Origin of the sequence: Pseudomonas cyclaminis, assembly GCF_015163715.1 — a bacterium.
GTDB classification, from domain to species: domain Bacteria; phylum Pseudomonadota; class Gammaproteobacteria; order Pseudomonadales; family Pseudomonadaceae; genus Aquipseudomonas; species Aquipseudomonas cyclaminis.
Window position 1 is genome coordinate 1 of sequence record NZ_JADDUM010000284.1, and the last position, 16,161, is coordinate 16,161.

General features: G+C 60.0%; 16 protein-coding genes. 7 read left to right on the forward strand and 9 right to left on the reverse strand.

What is annotated here, in order from left to right:
- A partial coding sequence (locus IQK56_RS28300) for an RHS repeat-associated core domain-containing protein (RefSeq protein ID WP_193901908.1) occupies positions 1-2,694 on the forward strand: 2,694 nt, incomplete at its 5' end.
- Position 2,695: 1 nt separating this feature from the next.
- Positions 2,696-3,109, forward strand: coding sequence for a hypothetical protein (locus IQK56_RS28305; RefSeq protein ID WP_122305342.1), 414 nt, complete (start codon positions 2,696-2,698; stop codon positions 3,107-3,109).
- Between the two features lie 59 nt (positions 3,110-3,168).
- On the opposite strand, the gene hemB is transcribed toward IQK56_RS28305, so the two are convergent.
- From hemB to IQK56_RS28320, 3 genes are all read right to left on the reverse strand, one after another.
- Positions 3,169-4,143: a porphobilinogen synthase gene (gene hemB / locus IQK56_RS28310; protein ID WP_112194491.1), complete on the reverse strand. Its 975-nt coding sequence runs from the start codon at positions 4,141-4,143 to the stop codon at positions 3,169-3,171.
- A 116-nt stretch (positions 4,144-4,259) separates the two neighbouring features.
- Positions 4,260-5,102: a PhzF family phenazine biosynthesis protein gene (locus tag IQK56_RS28315; protein WP_122305341.1), complete on the reverse strand. Its 843-nt coding sequence runs from the start codon at positions 5,100-5,102 to the stop codon at positions 4,260-4,262.
- Between the two features lie 3 nt (positions 5,103-5,105).
- Complete coding sequence (locus tag IQK56_RS28320; RefSeq protein WP_150761778.1) at positions 5,106-5,804, reverse strand: glutathione S-transferase N-terminal domain-containing protein; 699 nt, start codon at positions 5,802-5,804, stop codon at positions 5,106-5,108.
- 256 nt (positions 5,805-6,060) lie between these two features.
- On the opposite strand from IQK56_RS28320, the gene IQK56_RS28325 reads away from it, so the two are divergent.
- The gene (locus IQK56_RS28325; protein WP_122305339.1) at positions 6,061-6,762 is read left to right on the forward strand and encodes a histidine phosphatase family protein; all 702 of its coding nucleotides are present in this window, start codon (positions 6,061-6,063) and stop codon (positions 6,760-6,762) included.
- Positions 6,763-6,806: 44 nt separating this feature from the next.
- Positions 6,807-7,862, forward strand: coding sequence for a permease (locus tag IQK56_RS28330; protein WP_122305338.1), 1,056 nt, complete (start codon positions 6,807-6,809; stop codon positions 7,860-7,862).
- A 15-nt stretch (positions 7,863-7,877) separates the two neighbouring features.
- Here the strand turns inward: IQK56_RS28330 and mnmH are convergent, their stop codons facing one another.
- The 4 genes from mnmH to IQK56_RS28350 all read right to left on the reverse strand — a co-directional run bounded on the left by mnmH (position 7,878) and on the right by IQK56_RS28350 (position 11,136).
- Positions 7,878-8,978: a tRNA 2-selenouridine(34) synthase MnmH gene (mnmH, locus tag IQK56_RS28335; RefSeq protein WP_193861972.1), complete on the reverse strand. Its 1,101-nt coding sequence runs from the start codon at positions 8,976-8,978 to the stop codon at positions 7,878-7,880.
- Positions 8,978-10,012, reverse strand: coding sequence for a selenide, water dikinase SelD (gene selD / locus IQK56_RS28340; protein WP_150677309.1), 1,035 nt, complete (start codon positions 10,010-10,012; stop codon positions 8,978-8,980). The genes mnmH and selD overlap by 1 nt, the downstream gene beginning before the upstream one ends.
- Positions 10,013-10,106: 94 nt before the next feature.
- Complete coding sequence (locus IQK56_RS28345; protein WP_032886672.1) at positions 10,107-10,856, reverse strand: TerC family protein; 750 nt, start codon at positions 10,854-10,856, stop codon at positions 10,107-10,109.
- 28 nt (positions 10,857-10,884) lie between these two features.
- Positions 10,885-11,136 (reverse strand): hypothetical protein, encoded by a 252-nt coding sequence (locus tag IQK56_RS28350; RefSeq protein ID WP_112194479.1) that lies wholly within the window; start codon positions 11,134-11,136, stop codon positions 10,885-10,887.
- A gap of 134 nt (positions 11,137-11,270) precedes the next feature.
- Between IQK56_RS28350 and nhaR the strand changes: the two genes are divergently transcribed.
- Positions 11,271-12,173 carry a transcriptional activator NhaR gene (nhaR, locus tag IQK56_RS28355; RefSeq protein WP_112194477.1) on the forward strand — a complete coding sequence of 301 codons (903 nt, stop codon included), beginning with the start codon at positions 11,271-11,273 and terminating at the stop codon, positions 12,171-12,173.
- A gap of 4 nt (positions 12,174-12,177) precedes the next feature.
- Here the strand turns inward: nhaR and IQK56_RS28360 are convergent, their stop codons facing one another.
- Positions 12,178-13,335 (reverse strand): MFS transporter, encoded by a 1,158-nt coding sequence (locus IQK56_RS28360; protein ID WP_122305334.1) that lies wholly within the window; start codon positions 13,333-13,335, stop codon positions 12,178-12,180.
- 240 nt (positions 13,336-13,575) lie between these two features.
- Between IQK56_RS28360 and sstT the strand changes: the two genes are divergently transcribed.
- Positions 13,576-14,796 (forward strand): serine/threonine transporter SstT, encoded by a 1,221-nt coding sequence (sstT, locus tag IQK56_RS28365; RefSeq protein WP_122305333.1) that lies wholly within the window; start codon positions 13,576-13,578, stop codon positions 14,794-14,796.
- A gap of 69 nt (positions 14,797-14,865) precedes the next feature.
- Here the strand turns inward: sstT and IQK56_RS28370 are convergent, their stop codons facing one another.
- On the reverse strand, positions 14,866-15,375 hold the full coding sequence (locus tag IQK56_RS28370) for a DUF1993 domain-containing protein (protein WP_032886679.1): 510 nt from the start codon (positions 15,373-15,375) through the stop codon (positions 14,866-14,868).
- Between the two features lie 117 nt (positions 15,376-15,492).
- Between IQK56_RS28370 and IQK56_RS28375 the strand changes: the two genes are divergently transcribed.
- The gene (locus IQK56_RS28375) at positions 15,493-16,140 is read left to right on the forward strand and encodes a YceH family protein (protein WP_122305332.1); all 648 of its coding nucleotides are present in this window, start codon (positions 15,493-15,495) and stop codon (positions 16,138-16,140) included.
- The last annotated feature ends 21 nt before the right edge of the window (positions 16,141-16,161 follow it).

Genomic DNA, 16,161 nt, shown 5'->3' on the forward strand with positions numbered 1-16,161 from the left:
CAGGAAGTGTATGTCCATGACGACCGCGCACGGCTGGTGCAGCGCATTGATCCGGACGGTGCCGAGCACTTCAAATCTTACGATGACAAGGGTCGGCTGACGGTCGAGCAGGACCCACTCGGGGCAGTGACGGCGTATCAGTACGACGATGCCGGACGCTTGGTGGCGTTGTTTCCGGGGGACGATGAGCCGACATCCTACGAGCATGACAATGGGTTCGTACGGGTTGTAAGGCGGGGCTCAGCGGTTTGGAAATATGAGCGGAATGATCAGGGCGACGTGACGCGCAGGACCGATCCCGACGGTCATGTGACGGACTATAGCTACAACAAATACGGGCAACTGATTGGGGCGTGGTACCCCGATCACAGTTGCCAGCGGCTGGTGTGGAATGACCGCGGCCAGCTGGTTGAAGAGCAACTGCCTAATGGTGGCATCAAGCGCTATCGCTACGACGACCTGGGCCGGCAGATTGCCCGTGAGGATGAACAAGGCGCGCTGACCCAATACCAGTGGGACGCTGTCGGTCGGCTGACTCGCCTCGTACTGCCCGGCGGCGCGTGCAGGGAATACAGCTACAACCCCTACGGAAAAATCACCGCCGAACGCGATGAACTGGGCCACGTCACCCGCTACGAATACGCCGACGGCCTGCACCTGATCAGCCGCCGCATCAATGCCGACGGCAGCCAGGTCAAGTACCGCTACGACAACGTGCGGTTGCTGCTGACCGAGATTGAAAACGAAGTTGGCGAAACCTACCGGCTGGATTACCACCCCAACGGCCTGATCCAGCAGGAAATCGGCTTTGATGGGCAACGCACGGCCTACGTCTACGACCTCAACGGCAACCTGCGAGAAAAAACTGAACACGGCGACGATGGTAGTCAGTTAACCACCCGTTACCAGCGCGACCACGCCGGCCGTCTCGTAAGAAAAACCCTGCCAAACGGCAACAAAATCGATTACGCCTACGACCGCCAAGGCAATCTCCTCAGCGTCGACGACGGTCACTGGGCGCAGGCCTACGAATACGACACGCAAAACCGTCTCACTGCCGAACACCAAGGCTGGGGCACCTTGCGCTACGGCTACGACGCCTGCGGCCAACTTCAACACCTGCGCCTGCCGGACAACAACCGTGTGGCGTTCAACCATGCCAAGGGCGGCCACCTCGCCACCGTCGAACTCAACGGTAAAACCCTTACCTCGCACCTTTTCAAAGCCGGTCAAGAACACCAGCGCCAACAAGGCCAACTGCTCAGCCACTACCACTACGACGACCAGCACCGCCTGCACGCCCATGCAGTAACGCAGCAAGAACAACACCTGCTCCAACGCCACTACGACTACGACAAATCCGGCAACCTCACCCGCCTGCTCGACACCCGCAAAGGCGACCATCACTACCACTACGACCCACTGAATCGCCTGACCCGCGCCGACCACTCCCAAGACCTGCAGGAGCGCTTCGACCACAACCCGGCGGGCAACCTGCTCATGCAAGACCGCCCCGGCCCGGACATCGTCGCCGGCAACCGCCTGATGATCCAGGGCGACCGGCATTACGACTACGACGCCTTCGGCAACCTGATCGGTGAACGCAGAGGTAAAGGTCACCAACTGGTCACCGAATACCGCTATGACTGCCAGCACCGGTTGATAGCCGTCACACAGCCTAACGGGAAAACCGCCAGCTACCGCTACGACCCGTTTGGACGGCGTATCAGCAAGACCATTGAAGGCGTAACGACGGAGTTTTTCTGGCAAGGCGACAAGCTGATTGCCGAACACCATGCAGATCGCCACCGCAGCTACCTTTACGAACCCGATAGCTTCCGCCCGTTGGCGTTGCTGGAAGGCTTTGGCCCAACCGAAACCCAGCCCTACCACTACCAACTCGACCACCTCGGCACGCCGCAGGAACTCACCGACCCAGACGGCGAAATCGTCTGGTCCGCGCACTACCGCGCCTACGGCCAGATCAGTCGTCTCGACAAAGGTAAAATCGACAACCCGCTGCGCTTCCAGGGTCAGTACTTTGATCAAGAAAGCGGGCTGCACTACAACCGTCATCGCTACTACAATCCAGATGTTGGTCGCTACCTGACGCCGGACCCGGTGAAGTTGGCGGGTGGGATCAACGCGTACCAGTACGTACCCAATCCGACGGGGTGGGTCGATCCGCTGGGACTGAACAGATGCCCTGGTACGGTAGGATGCGAACCATCCTTAGGCGTTGAAGATCCTTCAGCTCAAGCATTAAGTAAAAAATCAGAACCCAACCTTCCAACTTCGCAAAATGACGAAGAGTATCTTTTTCGCGGGGACAAAATCCCTCCAGAAGAGGCATTCAAGAATGGCTTTAAAAGCAAGGGTTATAGCGAAGATTTATACCTACACGCAATTGACAGCAATGACCCTCCCAGCAACTTCATAAGCACATCGCCATCCAGAGCAGTCGGGATCACTTTTGCTACCAGCTACGGAGATAAAAAAGGCTACTTGTACACGCTTAAGAGTATTGAGGGGCATGATATAAATACAGAACTAGGAAAGCAGGCGCCGTACCCGAAAGAACTAGAGTTCGCTATCCATAACAAAATCGACACAGAGGATATATTAGGCGCCACCCCAGTAAAACCTGATGGAACTTACGTCGGATACTCCATACCAAACCCCAACAGGAAATAAAATGAAAACTAAAAATATAAAAGCAATAATCAACAAAGAACACAAGCAGGTCACCATAAAATATGACCCAGCGAAGCTCACCATGACATTTTCAGAGGCCGACAATTTTGCCAAGGTTTATGAAGGGCATGACCTATATATTTGCTTCGCGAAAATCCGGGCAGACTTCCCGCATATAACCTTTTTATGCAAAGGGGCAAAAATAAACGTTAAACCTTCAAGAATGGCCTCTCAGATGAGCGCGGGACTCGTCGCATACGAAATGACTTTAGGTCAGCAAGCTACCAACGACGACATAGTCCATTTGTTTGACTACGAAGAGGAGAACCTAACAAATGACCCACAGGAACAAATAGATTTCTTCAGGAAATGGTTGGTGTCATTAGGTGCTCAAGATTATGAAAAATTTAACTGAGTCATGATTGCCCCTCCCCCTGTGACAAGCCAGCTCGCCACAGGGGAGAAACGATGTCCTTAAATCCCCGCCAACGCCAAATCCATCGCAAAGTACGTAAAGATTAAATCCGCCCCCGCCCGCTTGATCGACCCCAACGTCTCGCGCACCACTCGATCCTCATCAATCGCCCCTGCCTGGGCACCAAACTTGATCATCGCGTATTCACCGCTCACCTGGTACGCCGCCACTGGCAGGCGTGAGGCTTCGCGGATGTCGCGGATGATGTCGAGGTAGGCACCGGCCGGTTTGACCATGAGTGCATCCGCGCCTTCCTGTTCGTCGAGCAGCGATTCACGCACGGCTTCGCGGCGGTTCATGGGGTTCATCTGGTAGCTTTTGCGGTCGCCCTTGAGGGCGCTGCCGCCAGCTTCACGGAAGGGGCCGTAGAGGGCCGAGGCGAATTTGGTGGAGTAGGCCATGATCGGGATATGGGTGAAACCGGCGTCATCCAGGGCGCGGCGGATGGCCTGGACCTGGCCGTCCATGGCGGCCGACGGGGCGATCACGTCGGCGCCGGCGCGGGCTGCGGCCACGGCTTGTTTGCCGAGGTTGACCAGGGTCGCGTCGTTGTCGACGTGGGCGCCGTGCATCACGCCGCAGTGGCCGTGGTCGGTGTATTCGCAGAAGCAGGTGTCGGACATCACGATCATTTCCGGCACGGCGTCCTTGATGATCGAGGACATGCGCGAGACCAGACCGCGTTCTTTCCAGGTGTCGCTACCGTTGGCATCCAGGTGATGAGACACACCGAAGGTCATCACCGACTTGATACCGGCACGGGCATAACGCTCGATCTCGGCGGCGAGCTTCTTCTCGGGGATACGCTGCACACCGGGCATGCTGGTGATCGGCACGAAGTCGTCGATTTCTTCTTCGACGAAGATCGGCAGCACCAGATCGTTGAGGGTGAACTCGGTTTCCTGGAACAAACCACGCAGCTCCGGAGAGCGGCGCAGGCGGCGTGGGCGGGCTTGGGGGAACTGGCTGGTCATGGTTTTCCTGACATAAAGACTCAAACTTTGGGGCGAAAGCTTATGCCCACAGGCCCCGGCAGCACAAATACCAAGGGGCCAACAGTGTATTGCGGCGCTCGCAATAATGTATTGATCTAGAGCTGTAGACGCCCTTCGATGCACACCGCAACGGCACCGCCGATCCAGATTTCCTCGCCCTGGCGCTCGACGCTGATACGCCCCGCCCGCCCCATCGCCGTGCCTTGGCTGACCACATAGCGCTCCGGCGCGAGGCCTTGCGCCAGCAGCCATTGGGCGACGCCAGCATTCAGGCTGCCCGTGGCCGGATCTTCCGGCGCGCCGTCGCCTGCGACAAAACCACGCACTTCAAACTGGGTATCCACATCGTCCCGCGCAGGGTCACAGGGGGCAATCACGCCAACGGCCAGCCCCATAAACTGTGAATAATCCGGCTGTAACGCCAGGACCTGATCACGATCCGCCAACATCACCACGAGCCACCCTGCGCCATTGTCGACCCACTGGCTGCGTAGGATACGGTCCGGCTCCAGGCCCAGCCCCAGGCGCACACGCTCCAACACATCGTCCTCCACTGCGCCGGAACGCAACAACGGCGGCGCTATAAACGCCAGCTCATCGCCTTGACGACGGATACGCACCAGGCCGATTTCGCACTCCTGGACGATCTCCTCGCCTTTGGCCACCCCACCCGCCGTCAGCCACGCGTGGCAACTGCCCAGCGTCGGGTGCCCGGCAAATGGCAGCTCCTGCAAGGTGGTGAAAATTCTCACTCGGTAGTCAGCCCGAGGGTCGCGCGGCGTCAGTAAAAACGTGGTTTCACTGAGATTGGTCCACTTGGCGAAGTCCGCCATCTGCTGGTCGCTGAGGCTATCGGCACCCAGGACCACCGCCAGCGGGTTGCCCTTGAGGGACACGCGGCTGAAGACATCCAGTTGTTTGAAATCGAAAGTCGGCATGCTTCAGCTCGGAATACTCAGACCACGGATCACTGCCGGCCGGGCCACAAAGCCGTCCAGCGCACGCAGTACGTTAGGGAAGTCGGCAATGCCGACGATATCGCCCGACTCATAAAAGCCAATCAGGTTGCGAATCCACGGGAAGGTAGCAATGTCGGCGATGCTGTAGTCATCACCCATGATCCAGGTGCGACCGAGCAGGCGTTTTTCCAGCACTTCGAGCAAGCGACGGGATTCAGCGGCGTAGCGGTCGCGGGGACGCTTGTCTTCGTAGGCCTTGCCGGCGAATTTGTTGAAAAACCCCAACTGGCCAAACATCGGGCCGATGCCGCCCATCTGGAACATCAGCCATTGAATCGTTTCATAACGTGTCGCCGGATCTTCGGAGAGCAACTGGCTGGTTTTTTCTGCCAGGTAGATCAGGATCGCGCCGGACTCAAACAGCGCCAAAGGCTGGCCGGCTGGGCCATCGGGGTCGATGATCGCGGGGATTTTGTTGTTCGGATTCAGGGACAGGAACTCAGGGGACAGCTGGTCCTGGGTCTCGAAACTGACCTTGTGTGCCTCATAGGGCAGGCCTAACTCTTCAAGCATGATCGAGACTTTTACCCCGTTGGGCGTAGGCAACGAGTACAGTTGCAGGCGCTCGGGGTGCTGGGCGGGCCATTTGCTATTAATCGGGAACGCGGCGAGTGGGTTCATCGGTAAGTCCCTGGCTAGGCAGAAAGTCCCCATGATAGCCATGTACCCGGTGTCCTGCATGGGTCATCAATGCGCAACATCAGCGGGCTATTATCCCGCGTGGGCGAACCAATACGCCCGCGTGCACTCTTAAGTGCGCTAAAAACGGTGAATGGAGGCGCCTCGCTATACCGACAGGGAACACCGCAGGACGCCCCGGCGTCACTGGGGCCAGGCTTGTCCGCCTTAACGTGACGCACGAAGACTCGAACCTATAATGACGATCAAGCCTCTGCGCCTTGTGCAACGACTCAAACGCTATTCCTACATCATGTTGCCGCTGCTGCTGGTCAGCGGTGCCATGGTTGCTGCCCTCGACGCCCGTGAAAGCCGCGCCCAGCCTGTGGATGGTGTGCAGACCCTGGTGTTCCTGCGCCACGGCGAAAAACCTGCCGGCGGCCTCGGCCAGCTCAATTGCCAGGGCTTGAACCGCGCAATGAACCTGGCAACCCTGCTGCCGGAAAAGTTCGGCAAGGCCAACTTTGTGTTTGCTGCCAATCCGACACGCAATGTCGAGGAAGGTGAGCTGGACAATTCCTACAGCTACATTCGCCCACTGATGACCATCAGCCCCAGCGCCATCAAATTGGGCCTGCCGGTGAACATCAAGTTCTCCGCAAATGACACCAGCGACCTCGCCGATGAGCTGGTCGAAGACAAATACCACAACGCCACCATCTACACCGCCTGGTCCCACGGCTACCTGCCGGAGCTGATCAACAAGGTGGCGAGTGAAGCGTCCGGCGAAAAACACACGATTACCGACGACTGGTCCGGCAGTGACTACGACACGCTCTATGTGCTGACGCTGACCTGGCACAACGGCAAGGCCTCGCTGCTAAGCCGCAACTACAAGCAGGGCTTGAACGACGGCGATGAAAGCTGCCCGGAACCAACACAGGTGAGTGCTGATAGCTGACAGCGTATGATGCGTCGCTATTGACTCATCGGCGGATCATCAGCATGTCTAACCTCTCCTCCACCCAGCCCGTCCGGGGCTGGTCGTTCTGGTGGAAACCAGCGCTGTTCCTCTTGGTGGCCTGCGTGGGCCTCTATTACGTGAAGTGGTCGCCCTACTACTTCAAGGCGTTTGTCGCGGCCGACAATCACAGCATCGGCGCCTCGATTCTCAACGATCAACAAAGCTCGCCACTGGCGGCAGCGCTGGCCTATGCCCAGGTGTATTTCCTGGCGATCTGGAAAGCCGCGGTGCTGGCGGTGATCCTTGGCTCCCTGCTGCAAGTGCTGATCCCCCGTGACTGGCTGCTGCGTCTGTTCGGCCGCGCCGGCCTGGGCTCGACCGTGCGCGGCGGGCTGTTCGCCTTGCCAGGCATGATGTGCAGTTGCTGCGCCGCACCGGTGGCGGCGGGCATGCGCCGCCAGCAGGTGTCGGTAGGCGCGGCGCTGGCCTTCTGGATTGCCAACCCGGTGCTGAATCCGGCCACCCTGGTGTTCATGGGCTTTGTGCTGGGCTGGGGCTTTACCGCGTTGCGGTTGGTGGCGGGCATTGTGTTGGTGGTGGGTGTGTCGCTGGTGGCCCAGCGTATTGCCCGGCCGGATCAGGTGCCGGAAGCGGCGTTGGAGGCTGTAGCCGAAGTCAGCAACACGGAGTCGCAACCATTCCTGAGCCGTTGGCTGCGCACGTTGTGGCAGCTGTTCTGGAACACGATCCCGATCTACATCCTGGCGGTGCTGGTCTTGGGCGCGGCGCGGGTATGGCTGTTCCCCCATGTCGACGGCGCCATGGCCAATAGCCTGGTGTGGTTGGTGCCACTGGCGATTGTCGGCACGCTGTTTGTAATTCCTACAGCGGCTGAAATCCCCATCGTACAAACCATGATGGCGCTGGGCATGGGCACCGGCCCGGCCGTGGCCTTGCTGATGACCCTGCCGAGCGTGAGCCTGCCGTCGCTGTTGATGCTGCGCAAGGATTTCGATGCGCGGGTGCTGGTGACGGTGGCCGGGTTGACCATGCTGGTGGGCGTGGTGTGTGGGTTGATCGGGGCGGTCATTCTTTGAGTTGAAGCCAATCGATCAGCCGCGCCGAGCCCCACGTTCGCGCAAATACTCCACCACTGCTGTGTGCTCCCCAGAGAACTCAATCCGTGCGCCTTTCTTCTCACGTTGAAAGGCGTACATCGGATCGTAATACTCGCGCAGCCCGACGATCCAACCCCGATGCAAGTCCACACTGCCGCTGCGAGCCTGCTCGGCCAAGGCATCTTGCATAAGCGCATGCAAACGCTGATAGCGCTCGCCGCCCAGACGCTTGTGGATATTGGCCAGACTCTGGGTCAGCCGCTCGGCGAACCGTTCGAAACCCGACTCGCCAAACGCCGTATTGAACTGCGCGCACAGGTCAGTCACGTACTCGCGCAATACCCGCTCGACGCGGTTTTCCAGGCTCTCTTCCAACCACACCATCGGATACACCTGCATGCCTCGATGCAGGTTCAGCGGCAAGGCACAACTGCCAATCATGCGGCTTTCATCCTCAAGCACAAACTGCTCGATGCCCTGTGCGCGCTTTTTCAGAACGTCCACTGCCAGGCGGTTTTCGAAGTCGATATTGGATGGCTGGCCGGTGGCGCGCTTGCCAAAGCTGGAACCACGGTGATTGGCGTGGCCTTCCAGGTCCAGTCCATTGTTCAGCTGATTGATGACCTCGGTCTTGCCGCTGCCGGTCAAGCCGCCCAACAACACGAAATCACACTGTTCGACCGCCTGGTCCACGGTATCCAGCAGGAACGTGCGCATGGCCTTATAGCCACCGCCGACCCGGGGATAGTCGATCCCCGACTCGTCCTTGAGCACCTGTTTCACCAATTGCGAGCGCAGCCCGCCCCGGAAGCAATACAGGTAACCGTCCGGGTTGGCCTGGGCAAACGCCGTCCAACGCGCCAGTCGCTCTTCAAGCACTTTGCCACTGACCAACTGATGGCCAAGGACGATAGCCGCCTGCTGCCCTTGCTGCTTGTAGCAGGTGCCGATGCGCTGGCGCTCGTCATCGTTCATCAACGGCAGGTTGACCACGCCGGGGAACGCGCCCTTGACGAATTCCACCGGCGCGCGGGTATCCATCATCGGCCGGTCGTTGAGGAAAATGTCGCGGTAATCGGTGATGTCAGTTGCCATCAAAACACCTCTACCGCGTTGGTCTGTCGCTCAACCAGAACGCCGATCGGCGCCAGGCTCAGGCCCAGTTCCGCCGCCACGACGTGGAACTCGGCGTCGCCCTCAGGGGTGACGGCGATCAGCAGCCCGCCGCTGGTCTGCGGGTCGCACAGCACGCGCTTGTGCAGCTCCTGCACGCGCCCGAGCTTGCTGGCGTAGCTGTCGAAGTTGCGCAACGTGCCACCGGGCACACAGCCCTGGTCCAGGTAGTACTCGACCCCCGGCAGCCGTGGGACTTTTTCATATTCGATGCGTGCGGTCAGGCCACTGCCGTCAGCCATTTCCACCAGATGGCCCAACAGGCCGAAACCGGTGACATCGGTCATGGCCGTTACGCCGGCCAGCTTGCCGAAGCGGCTGCCGGGTTTGTTGAGGGTGCACATCCAGTCGCGGGCCAGGCCGATGTCGGCCTCGCGCAGCTTGCCCTTCTTTTCGGCAGTGGTGAGGATGCCGATGCCCAGCGGCTTGGTCAGGTACAACTGGCAGCCGGCAGTGGCCGTGTCGTTGCGCTTCATATGGCGCTTTTGCACGATGCCGGTCACGGCCAGGCCGAAGATGGGCTCCGGCGCGTCGATGGAGTGGCCGCCCGCCAGGGGGATGCCGGCGGCGTCGCACACCGAGCGGCCACCACGGATCACTTCCCGGGCAATCTCGGGCGCCAGCACGTTCACCGGCCAGCCGAGAATGGCGATGGCCATCAGCGGGTCGCCGCCCATGGCGTAGATGTCACTGATGGCATTGGTGGCGGCGATGCGGCCGAAGTCGAAGGGGTCATCGACAATCGGCATGAAAAAATCAGTGGTGGAGACCACGCCGCGCTCGTCGTCGATGGCGTACACCGCCGCATCGTCACGCGAGGCATTGCCAACCCACAGGTTGGGGTCGAGGTTCTGGGCGCCGCTGCCGGCGAGAATCACTTCCAATACTTGGGGCGATATCTTGCATCCGCACCCCGCGCCATGGCTGTATTGGGTAAGACGAATCGGCTCGTTCATGTAGGACCTCACGGTATCAAGTGTGGGGATTCTACCAGACAGCAAAAAGCCGGCTGGGCTCTTGTGAGCACAGCCGGCTTTCAGGTTTCTGCGGTTACTGGCGGGCAGCGAGCAAACGCTTGTGGCGGTTACGTCGTGCGATGTTCAAGCACTCGATGGCCGCCGAGAAGGCCATGGCCGCGTACACGTAGCCTTTAGGCACATGGGCGCCGAAGCCTTCGGCGATCAGCGTCATGCCGATCATGATCAGGAAGCCCAGGGCCAGCATCACCACGGTCGGGTTGTCGTTGATGAACTTGGCCAGCGGTTCAGCCGCCACCAGCATCACGATCACCGACGTCACCACGGCAATGATCATGATCGGCAAGTGCTCGGTCATGCCCACGGCGGTAATGATGCTGTCGATGGAGAACACCAGGTCGAGCAACAGGATCTGCCCGATCGCCGCGGCGAAGCCGATGGCCACGGTGTTGCCAACCGATGCTTTCTCTTCCGGCTCCGGGTCCATGCTGTGATGGATCTCGGTGGTGGCCTTCCACACCAGGAACAAGCCGCCGGCGATCAGGATCATGTCCTTCCACGAAAACGCCTGGCCGAGCACTTCGAACACCGGCGCCGTCAACTGCACGATGAACGCGATGGTGCTCAACAGGCCCAGGCGCAATATCAGCGCCATGCTGATGCCGATGCGTCGTGCCTTGGCCCGGTGCTGCTCAGGTAGTTTGTTGGTGAGGATCGAGATAAAGATCAGGTTATCGATGCCCAGCACGATTTCCATGACGATCAAGGTGGCCAGTGCAACCCAGGCGGTGGGGCTGGCGGCCAGTTGTAAAAGGTAATCCATAGGTCAGTCCTGAGGTTGTGCCGGGAAATTAAGCTTCTTTACTGTTGGAGTCAGACTCTTTTTCTTCCTGATCGTCCTTTTTCTGCGGGCTGATCAGGCCTTGTGTCGCTTCACTCAATGCCTGCTCGGCGGCCTTGTGGGTGTCATCGATGGCTTGCTTGGCCGACTCGGTGGCTTTGCCCAACACCTGTTGCGCGCTTTTCTCGACCTGATCGCAACCGCTGATCACTACCAATGAAAGCGCAAGCAACGACGCCGCGCCCAGGGAATTGAGTTTCATGATGTATTCCTCGTTAGAACCATTGGGTCCAAATAGTGGCCCCGCGATAGCGAGGCATTTTATGCAGGGGAACACTTCAGGAAAATTCGTATTTTTCTCGCGTATACTTCGGTTTTTACGAAGTGATGGCGGCGATGCTCAATTATCGACAATTGCACTACTTCTGGGTTGTGGCCAAGACCGGCAGCATTGTGCGCGCCTGCGAGCAACTCAACCTGACGCCCCAGACCATCAGCGGGCAGATCAGCCTGCTGGAGCAAACCTTTGGTATCGCGCTGTTTCAACGGGTCGGCCGCCAGCTGGAGCTGACCGAGGCCGGGCGCCAGGCCCTGCCCTATGCCGAGCAGATGTTCCAGACCGGTAATGAATTGGAAGCGATGCTGCGTGCGCAACCCAACGAGCAGCAGATTGTGTTCCGGGTCGGCGTGGCGGATGTGGTGCCCAAGTCCATCGTTTATCGCCTGATCGCGCCGACCATGGAACTGAGCGAGCCGCTGCGCATCACCTGCCGCGAGGACAAACTCGAACGTTTATTGGCCGACCTGGCGATCCAGCGCCTGGACCTGGTGATTTCCGACAGCCCCATGCCGTCGCACTTGGATATCAAGGGCTACAGCCAGAAACTGGGGGAATGTGGCATCAGCTTCTTCGCTACTCAGGCGTTGGCTGACCAACATGGCGGCGATTTCCCACAGTGCCTGCATGGCGCGCCGCTATTGATTCCGGGCGCGGAGACGGTGGTGCGCAGCCGCTTGCAACGCTGGTTCGCCGAACAGCAGATCCAGCCGAAGATCATCGGCGAGTTCGACGACAGCGCCCTGATGCAGGCATTTGGCCAATCCGGCAGCGGGATTTTTATCGCCCCCAGCGTGATCGCCGAGGAGGTGGTGCGCCAATATGGCGTCGCGTTGATTGGCCAGACTGACGCGGTCACCGAGTCGTTCTACGCGATCTCGGTGGAGCGCAAGGTCAAGCACCCCGGCATCGTGGCGATTACCGAGGGCGCAAGGCGCGAGTTGTTTACCGCCCTGCCTTGACGGCTCAGGCCCTGGACGCGACCGGTTGTTTGGCGGTCATCAGCCACAGCGCCAGCAAGATCGACACCAGGATAAACCCGGACGCGGCAAAACCCAGGCTGCCCAGGCCCAAGGTGTCGATCACATGCCCGCCGACCAACGCGCCCAAGCCAATCCCCAGGTTGGCCCCGGCAATGTTCAGCGACGCGGCAAACGCTGGCGCATGGGGCGCGGCCTTCATCAACCGCACATGGCTGACCAGGAACATCGCCGCCTGGGTCACGCCCCACACCGCCATCGCCGCAGCCAGGCCAACGGTGGAATGAATCGCCGGGACCAATGCCACCATGCCGGCGATCATAAAGCCGCAGAACACCATCGACGCGATCAACGGGTGGCGATCCACCGCGCGACCGCCCAAAGAGTTGCCGATCAATCCGACCGCACCAAAGCCCATCAGGCACCAACCCACCAATGTGCCATCGAACCCGGCCAGGCGCTCAAGGATGTCGGCCAAATAGGTGTAAGCGGTGAACATGCCGCTGAACACCAGGATCGACAGCAGGATATGGCCCTGCATCAACGGGTTGCGCAGGATCTTGAACTGCGAGCGCAGTGTCACTTCGTCGTGCTTGGGTTTTGTCACCGGCAGGTAGATAAACAGCAGCAAGGCCTTGGCCAACGCCACCCCCGCCAGGATGGCGAACGCGATGCGCCAGCCGAACATATCGGAAATCAGCGTGCCCACCGGGATGCCGAACACCGTGGCGCAGACTATGCCGAAGCCGATTTTTTCGATGGCACGCCCGGCATATTCCGGGCCCACGATGTCTACCGCCGTTTCACTGGCCAAGGCCCAGAATACCGGCAAGCCCAGGGCCGGGATCAGCCGCGCCACGGCCATTACCCAGATATTCGGCGCCAGCGCCGCCACAGTATTGGCCACCGCGAACATGATCAGGATGGTGATAAACAGGCGCTTGCGTGGGAAACGAGCGCAGTAGGCCGTCAGAAACGGCCCGAAAGCTGCCACGGTGAACGCGAACAGCGTCACCAGCAGCCCCGCCTGGGACACGCTGACGCTCAAGTCGCGGGCAATCGACGGCAACAGACCGACGATGATGAATTCCGTGGTCAGCACGGTAAAGCCGGCGGCTGACAGCAGCAGGATGGGAAACAGCATGAAAACTCCAGAAACAACGACATCAACGACAGCCCGAAGGGCCCGCTGACGGATAGGAAAGGTGAGAGGGATGAATCTTAACAGAGTGTGTCCGGATTTGACCAAGGCCCATGGGCGCGGGTGACGGAATGCCGCACCAAACGGGACCCGTCCTACAGCATGCTAGACTTCGCGCCTGCTTCCTACGGCGCTTTCGCCTGCAATGCTGCGTCCTACTAAAAAAACTAGAGACAACTGTTTATGACTGCTGCCCCTTCCCTCTTCCAACGGCTGACACGCGTCAGCCTGGTCACGCAAATCGTCATCGGTCTGATCGCTGGCATTCTACTGGCGTTGTTGTTACCTGAAGCCGCCAAGGCCACCGGGTTTATCGGCAAACTGTTTGTCGCCGCGCTCAAGGCCGTCGCGCCAATCTTGGTGTTTGTGCTGGTGATGGCCTCCATCGCCAACCATAAACACGGCCAGGAAACCCATATCAAACCGATTCTGTTCCTGTATTTGCTGGGCACATTCGCAGCCGCCGTGGTGGCGGTGGTTGCGAGCATGTGGTTTCCCTCGACGCTGGTACTCGTCACCCATGACGCCGCCGTCAGCGCTCCCGGCGGTATCGGCGAGGTCATGCAAAGCCTGCTGCTCAGCGTGGTGGACAACCCGATCAGTGCGCTGATGAACGCCAACTTCATTGGCATCCTGGCCTGGGCCATCGGCATGGGCGTCGCCATTCGCCATGCGGGCGAAACCACCCGCACCGTGCTGGATGACCTGTCCAACGGCGTGACCCTGATCGTGCGCGTGGTGATCCGCTTCGCCCCGCTGGGTATCTTCGGCCTCGTGGCGTCGACCCTGGCCACTTCCGGTTTCGGCGCGCTGCTCGGCTATGCGCACCTGCTGCTGGTGCTGATCGGCTGCATGCTGTTTGTGGCCTTGGTGATCAACCCGGCCATCGTGTTCTGGAAACTGCGCCGCAACCCGTACCCACTGGTGCTGATGTGCCTGCGCGAGAGCGGCATCACGGCGTTCTTCACCCGCAGTTCGGCGGCGAACATCCCGGTCAACCTGGCATTGAGCAAGCGCCTGGGCCTGCATGAAGACACCTACTCGGTGTCGATCCCGCTGGGCGCCACCATCAACATGGCCGGTGCTGCGATTACCATCACCGTGCTGACCCTGGCGGCGGTGCACACCTTGGGCATCAACGTCGACCTGCCGACCGCCGTGCTGCTCAGCGTGGTCGCGGCCGTGTGTGCCTGTGGCGCTTCGGGTGTGGCCGGTGGCTCGCTGTTGCTGATTCCGCTGGCGTGCAGCCTGTTTGGCATCCCGAGTGAAGTCGCCATGCAGGTGGTGGCCGTCGGTTTCATCATCGGCGTGCTGCAGGATTCGGCGGAGACCGCGCTCAACTCGTCCACCGACGTGCTGTTCACCGCCGCCGCATGCCTGGGCAAGGAAGAACAGCCGGCTTAAACGCCGCTGACAAAAAAGCCCGGTGTGGTTCTTGAGTGAACCACACCGGGCTTTTTTATGGCTGGAGGCTTAGAAAGCGCCCATGTAGTCACGCTTGCCCACTTCCACACCGTTGTGGCGCAGCAAGGCGTACGCGGTGGTGACGTGGAAGAAGAATTGCGGCAGGCCGTAGGTCAGCAGGTAGGACTGGCCGCTGAAGCGCTTCTCTTTCGGGGTGCCTGGGCGGGTGATGATCTCGATACCTTCCTTGCCGTCGACTTGCTCAGGCTTGATGGTGTCGACAAATGCCAGGACCTTGGCGATCAGCGCTTGAAGGTCGGCGAAGGTCACTTCGCTGTCTTCGTATTTAGGCACTTCGATCTCGGCCAGGCGCGCAGAAACGCCCTTGGCGAAGTCGACGGCGATCTGCACCTGGCGCACCAGCGCGAACATGTCCGGGAACAGACGCGCTTGCAGCAGGGCGTTGGGTTCGATGTTCTTGGCGGTGGCGTGGGCTTCAGCCTTGTTCAGCACATCGCTCAAGGCGTTGAGCATTTGCTTGAAGACTGGGATGGAGGCGGCGTACAGGGAAATAGTCATGACAGTCTCATCGGTAATGGCAGGGTTGGAACCAGCGGCGATTATAGCCATGCCTGCGGCTTGTCTTTTATTTTTTCAGGATTAGGCTAGTGGCCTTCACTGCATAGGGAAAGCGCGATGACCGCCGAGCACGACACCGACACCCCTGAGCCGCGCCTGAACAGCACGGAAATCCGCATTCTGGGCTGCCTGATCGAAAAACAGGCGACCAACCCGGAAACCTACCCCCTGACCCTCAACGCCCTGGTGCTGGCCTGCAACCAGAAGACCAGCCGTGAGCCGGTGACAAACCTCAGCCAGGGCCAGGTCGGGCAAAGCCTTCGCGCTCTGGAAGGCCAAGGCTTTACCCGCCTGGTGATGGGCAGCCGCGCCGACCGCTGGGAACACCGTGTAGACAAGGCGCTGGAGCTGGTGCCGGCCCAGGTGATCCTGATCGGCTTGCTGTTTTTGCGTGGCCCGCAGACCGTCAACGAGCTGCTGACCCGCAGCGGGCGCATGCATGACTTCGAAGATGCCGAGCAGGTGGTGCACCAGCTGGAACGCCTGATTGCACGCGGACTGGCGCTGCTGGTACCGCGCCAGGCGGGGCAGCGTGAAGATCGCTACACCCATGCACTGGGGGACCCGGCGGACATCGAGGTGATCATCGCGGCGCGGGGGAATCCGGTGGAGCGTGGGGCGGGCGTGTCTGCAGACCGCATAGAAGAGCTGGAAGCGCGGATCGCGGCGCTTGAAGAGCGCCTCGCACACCTGGAACAGGCATAACGCAGTAAACAATGTGGGAGG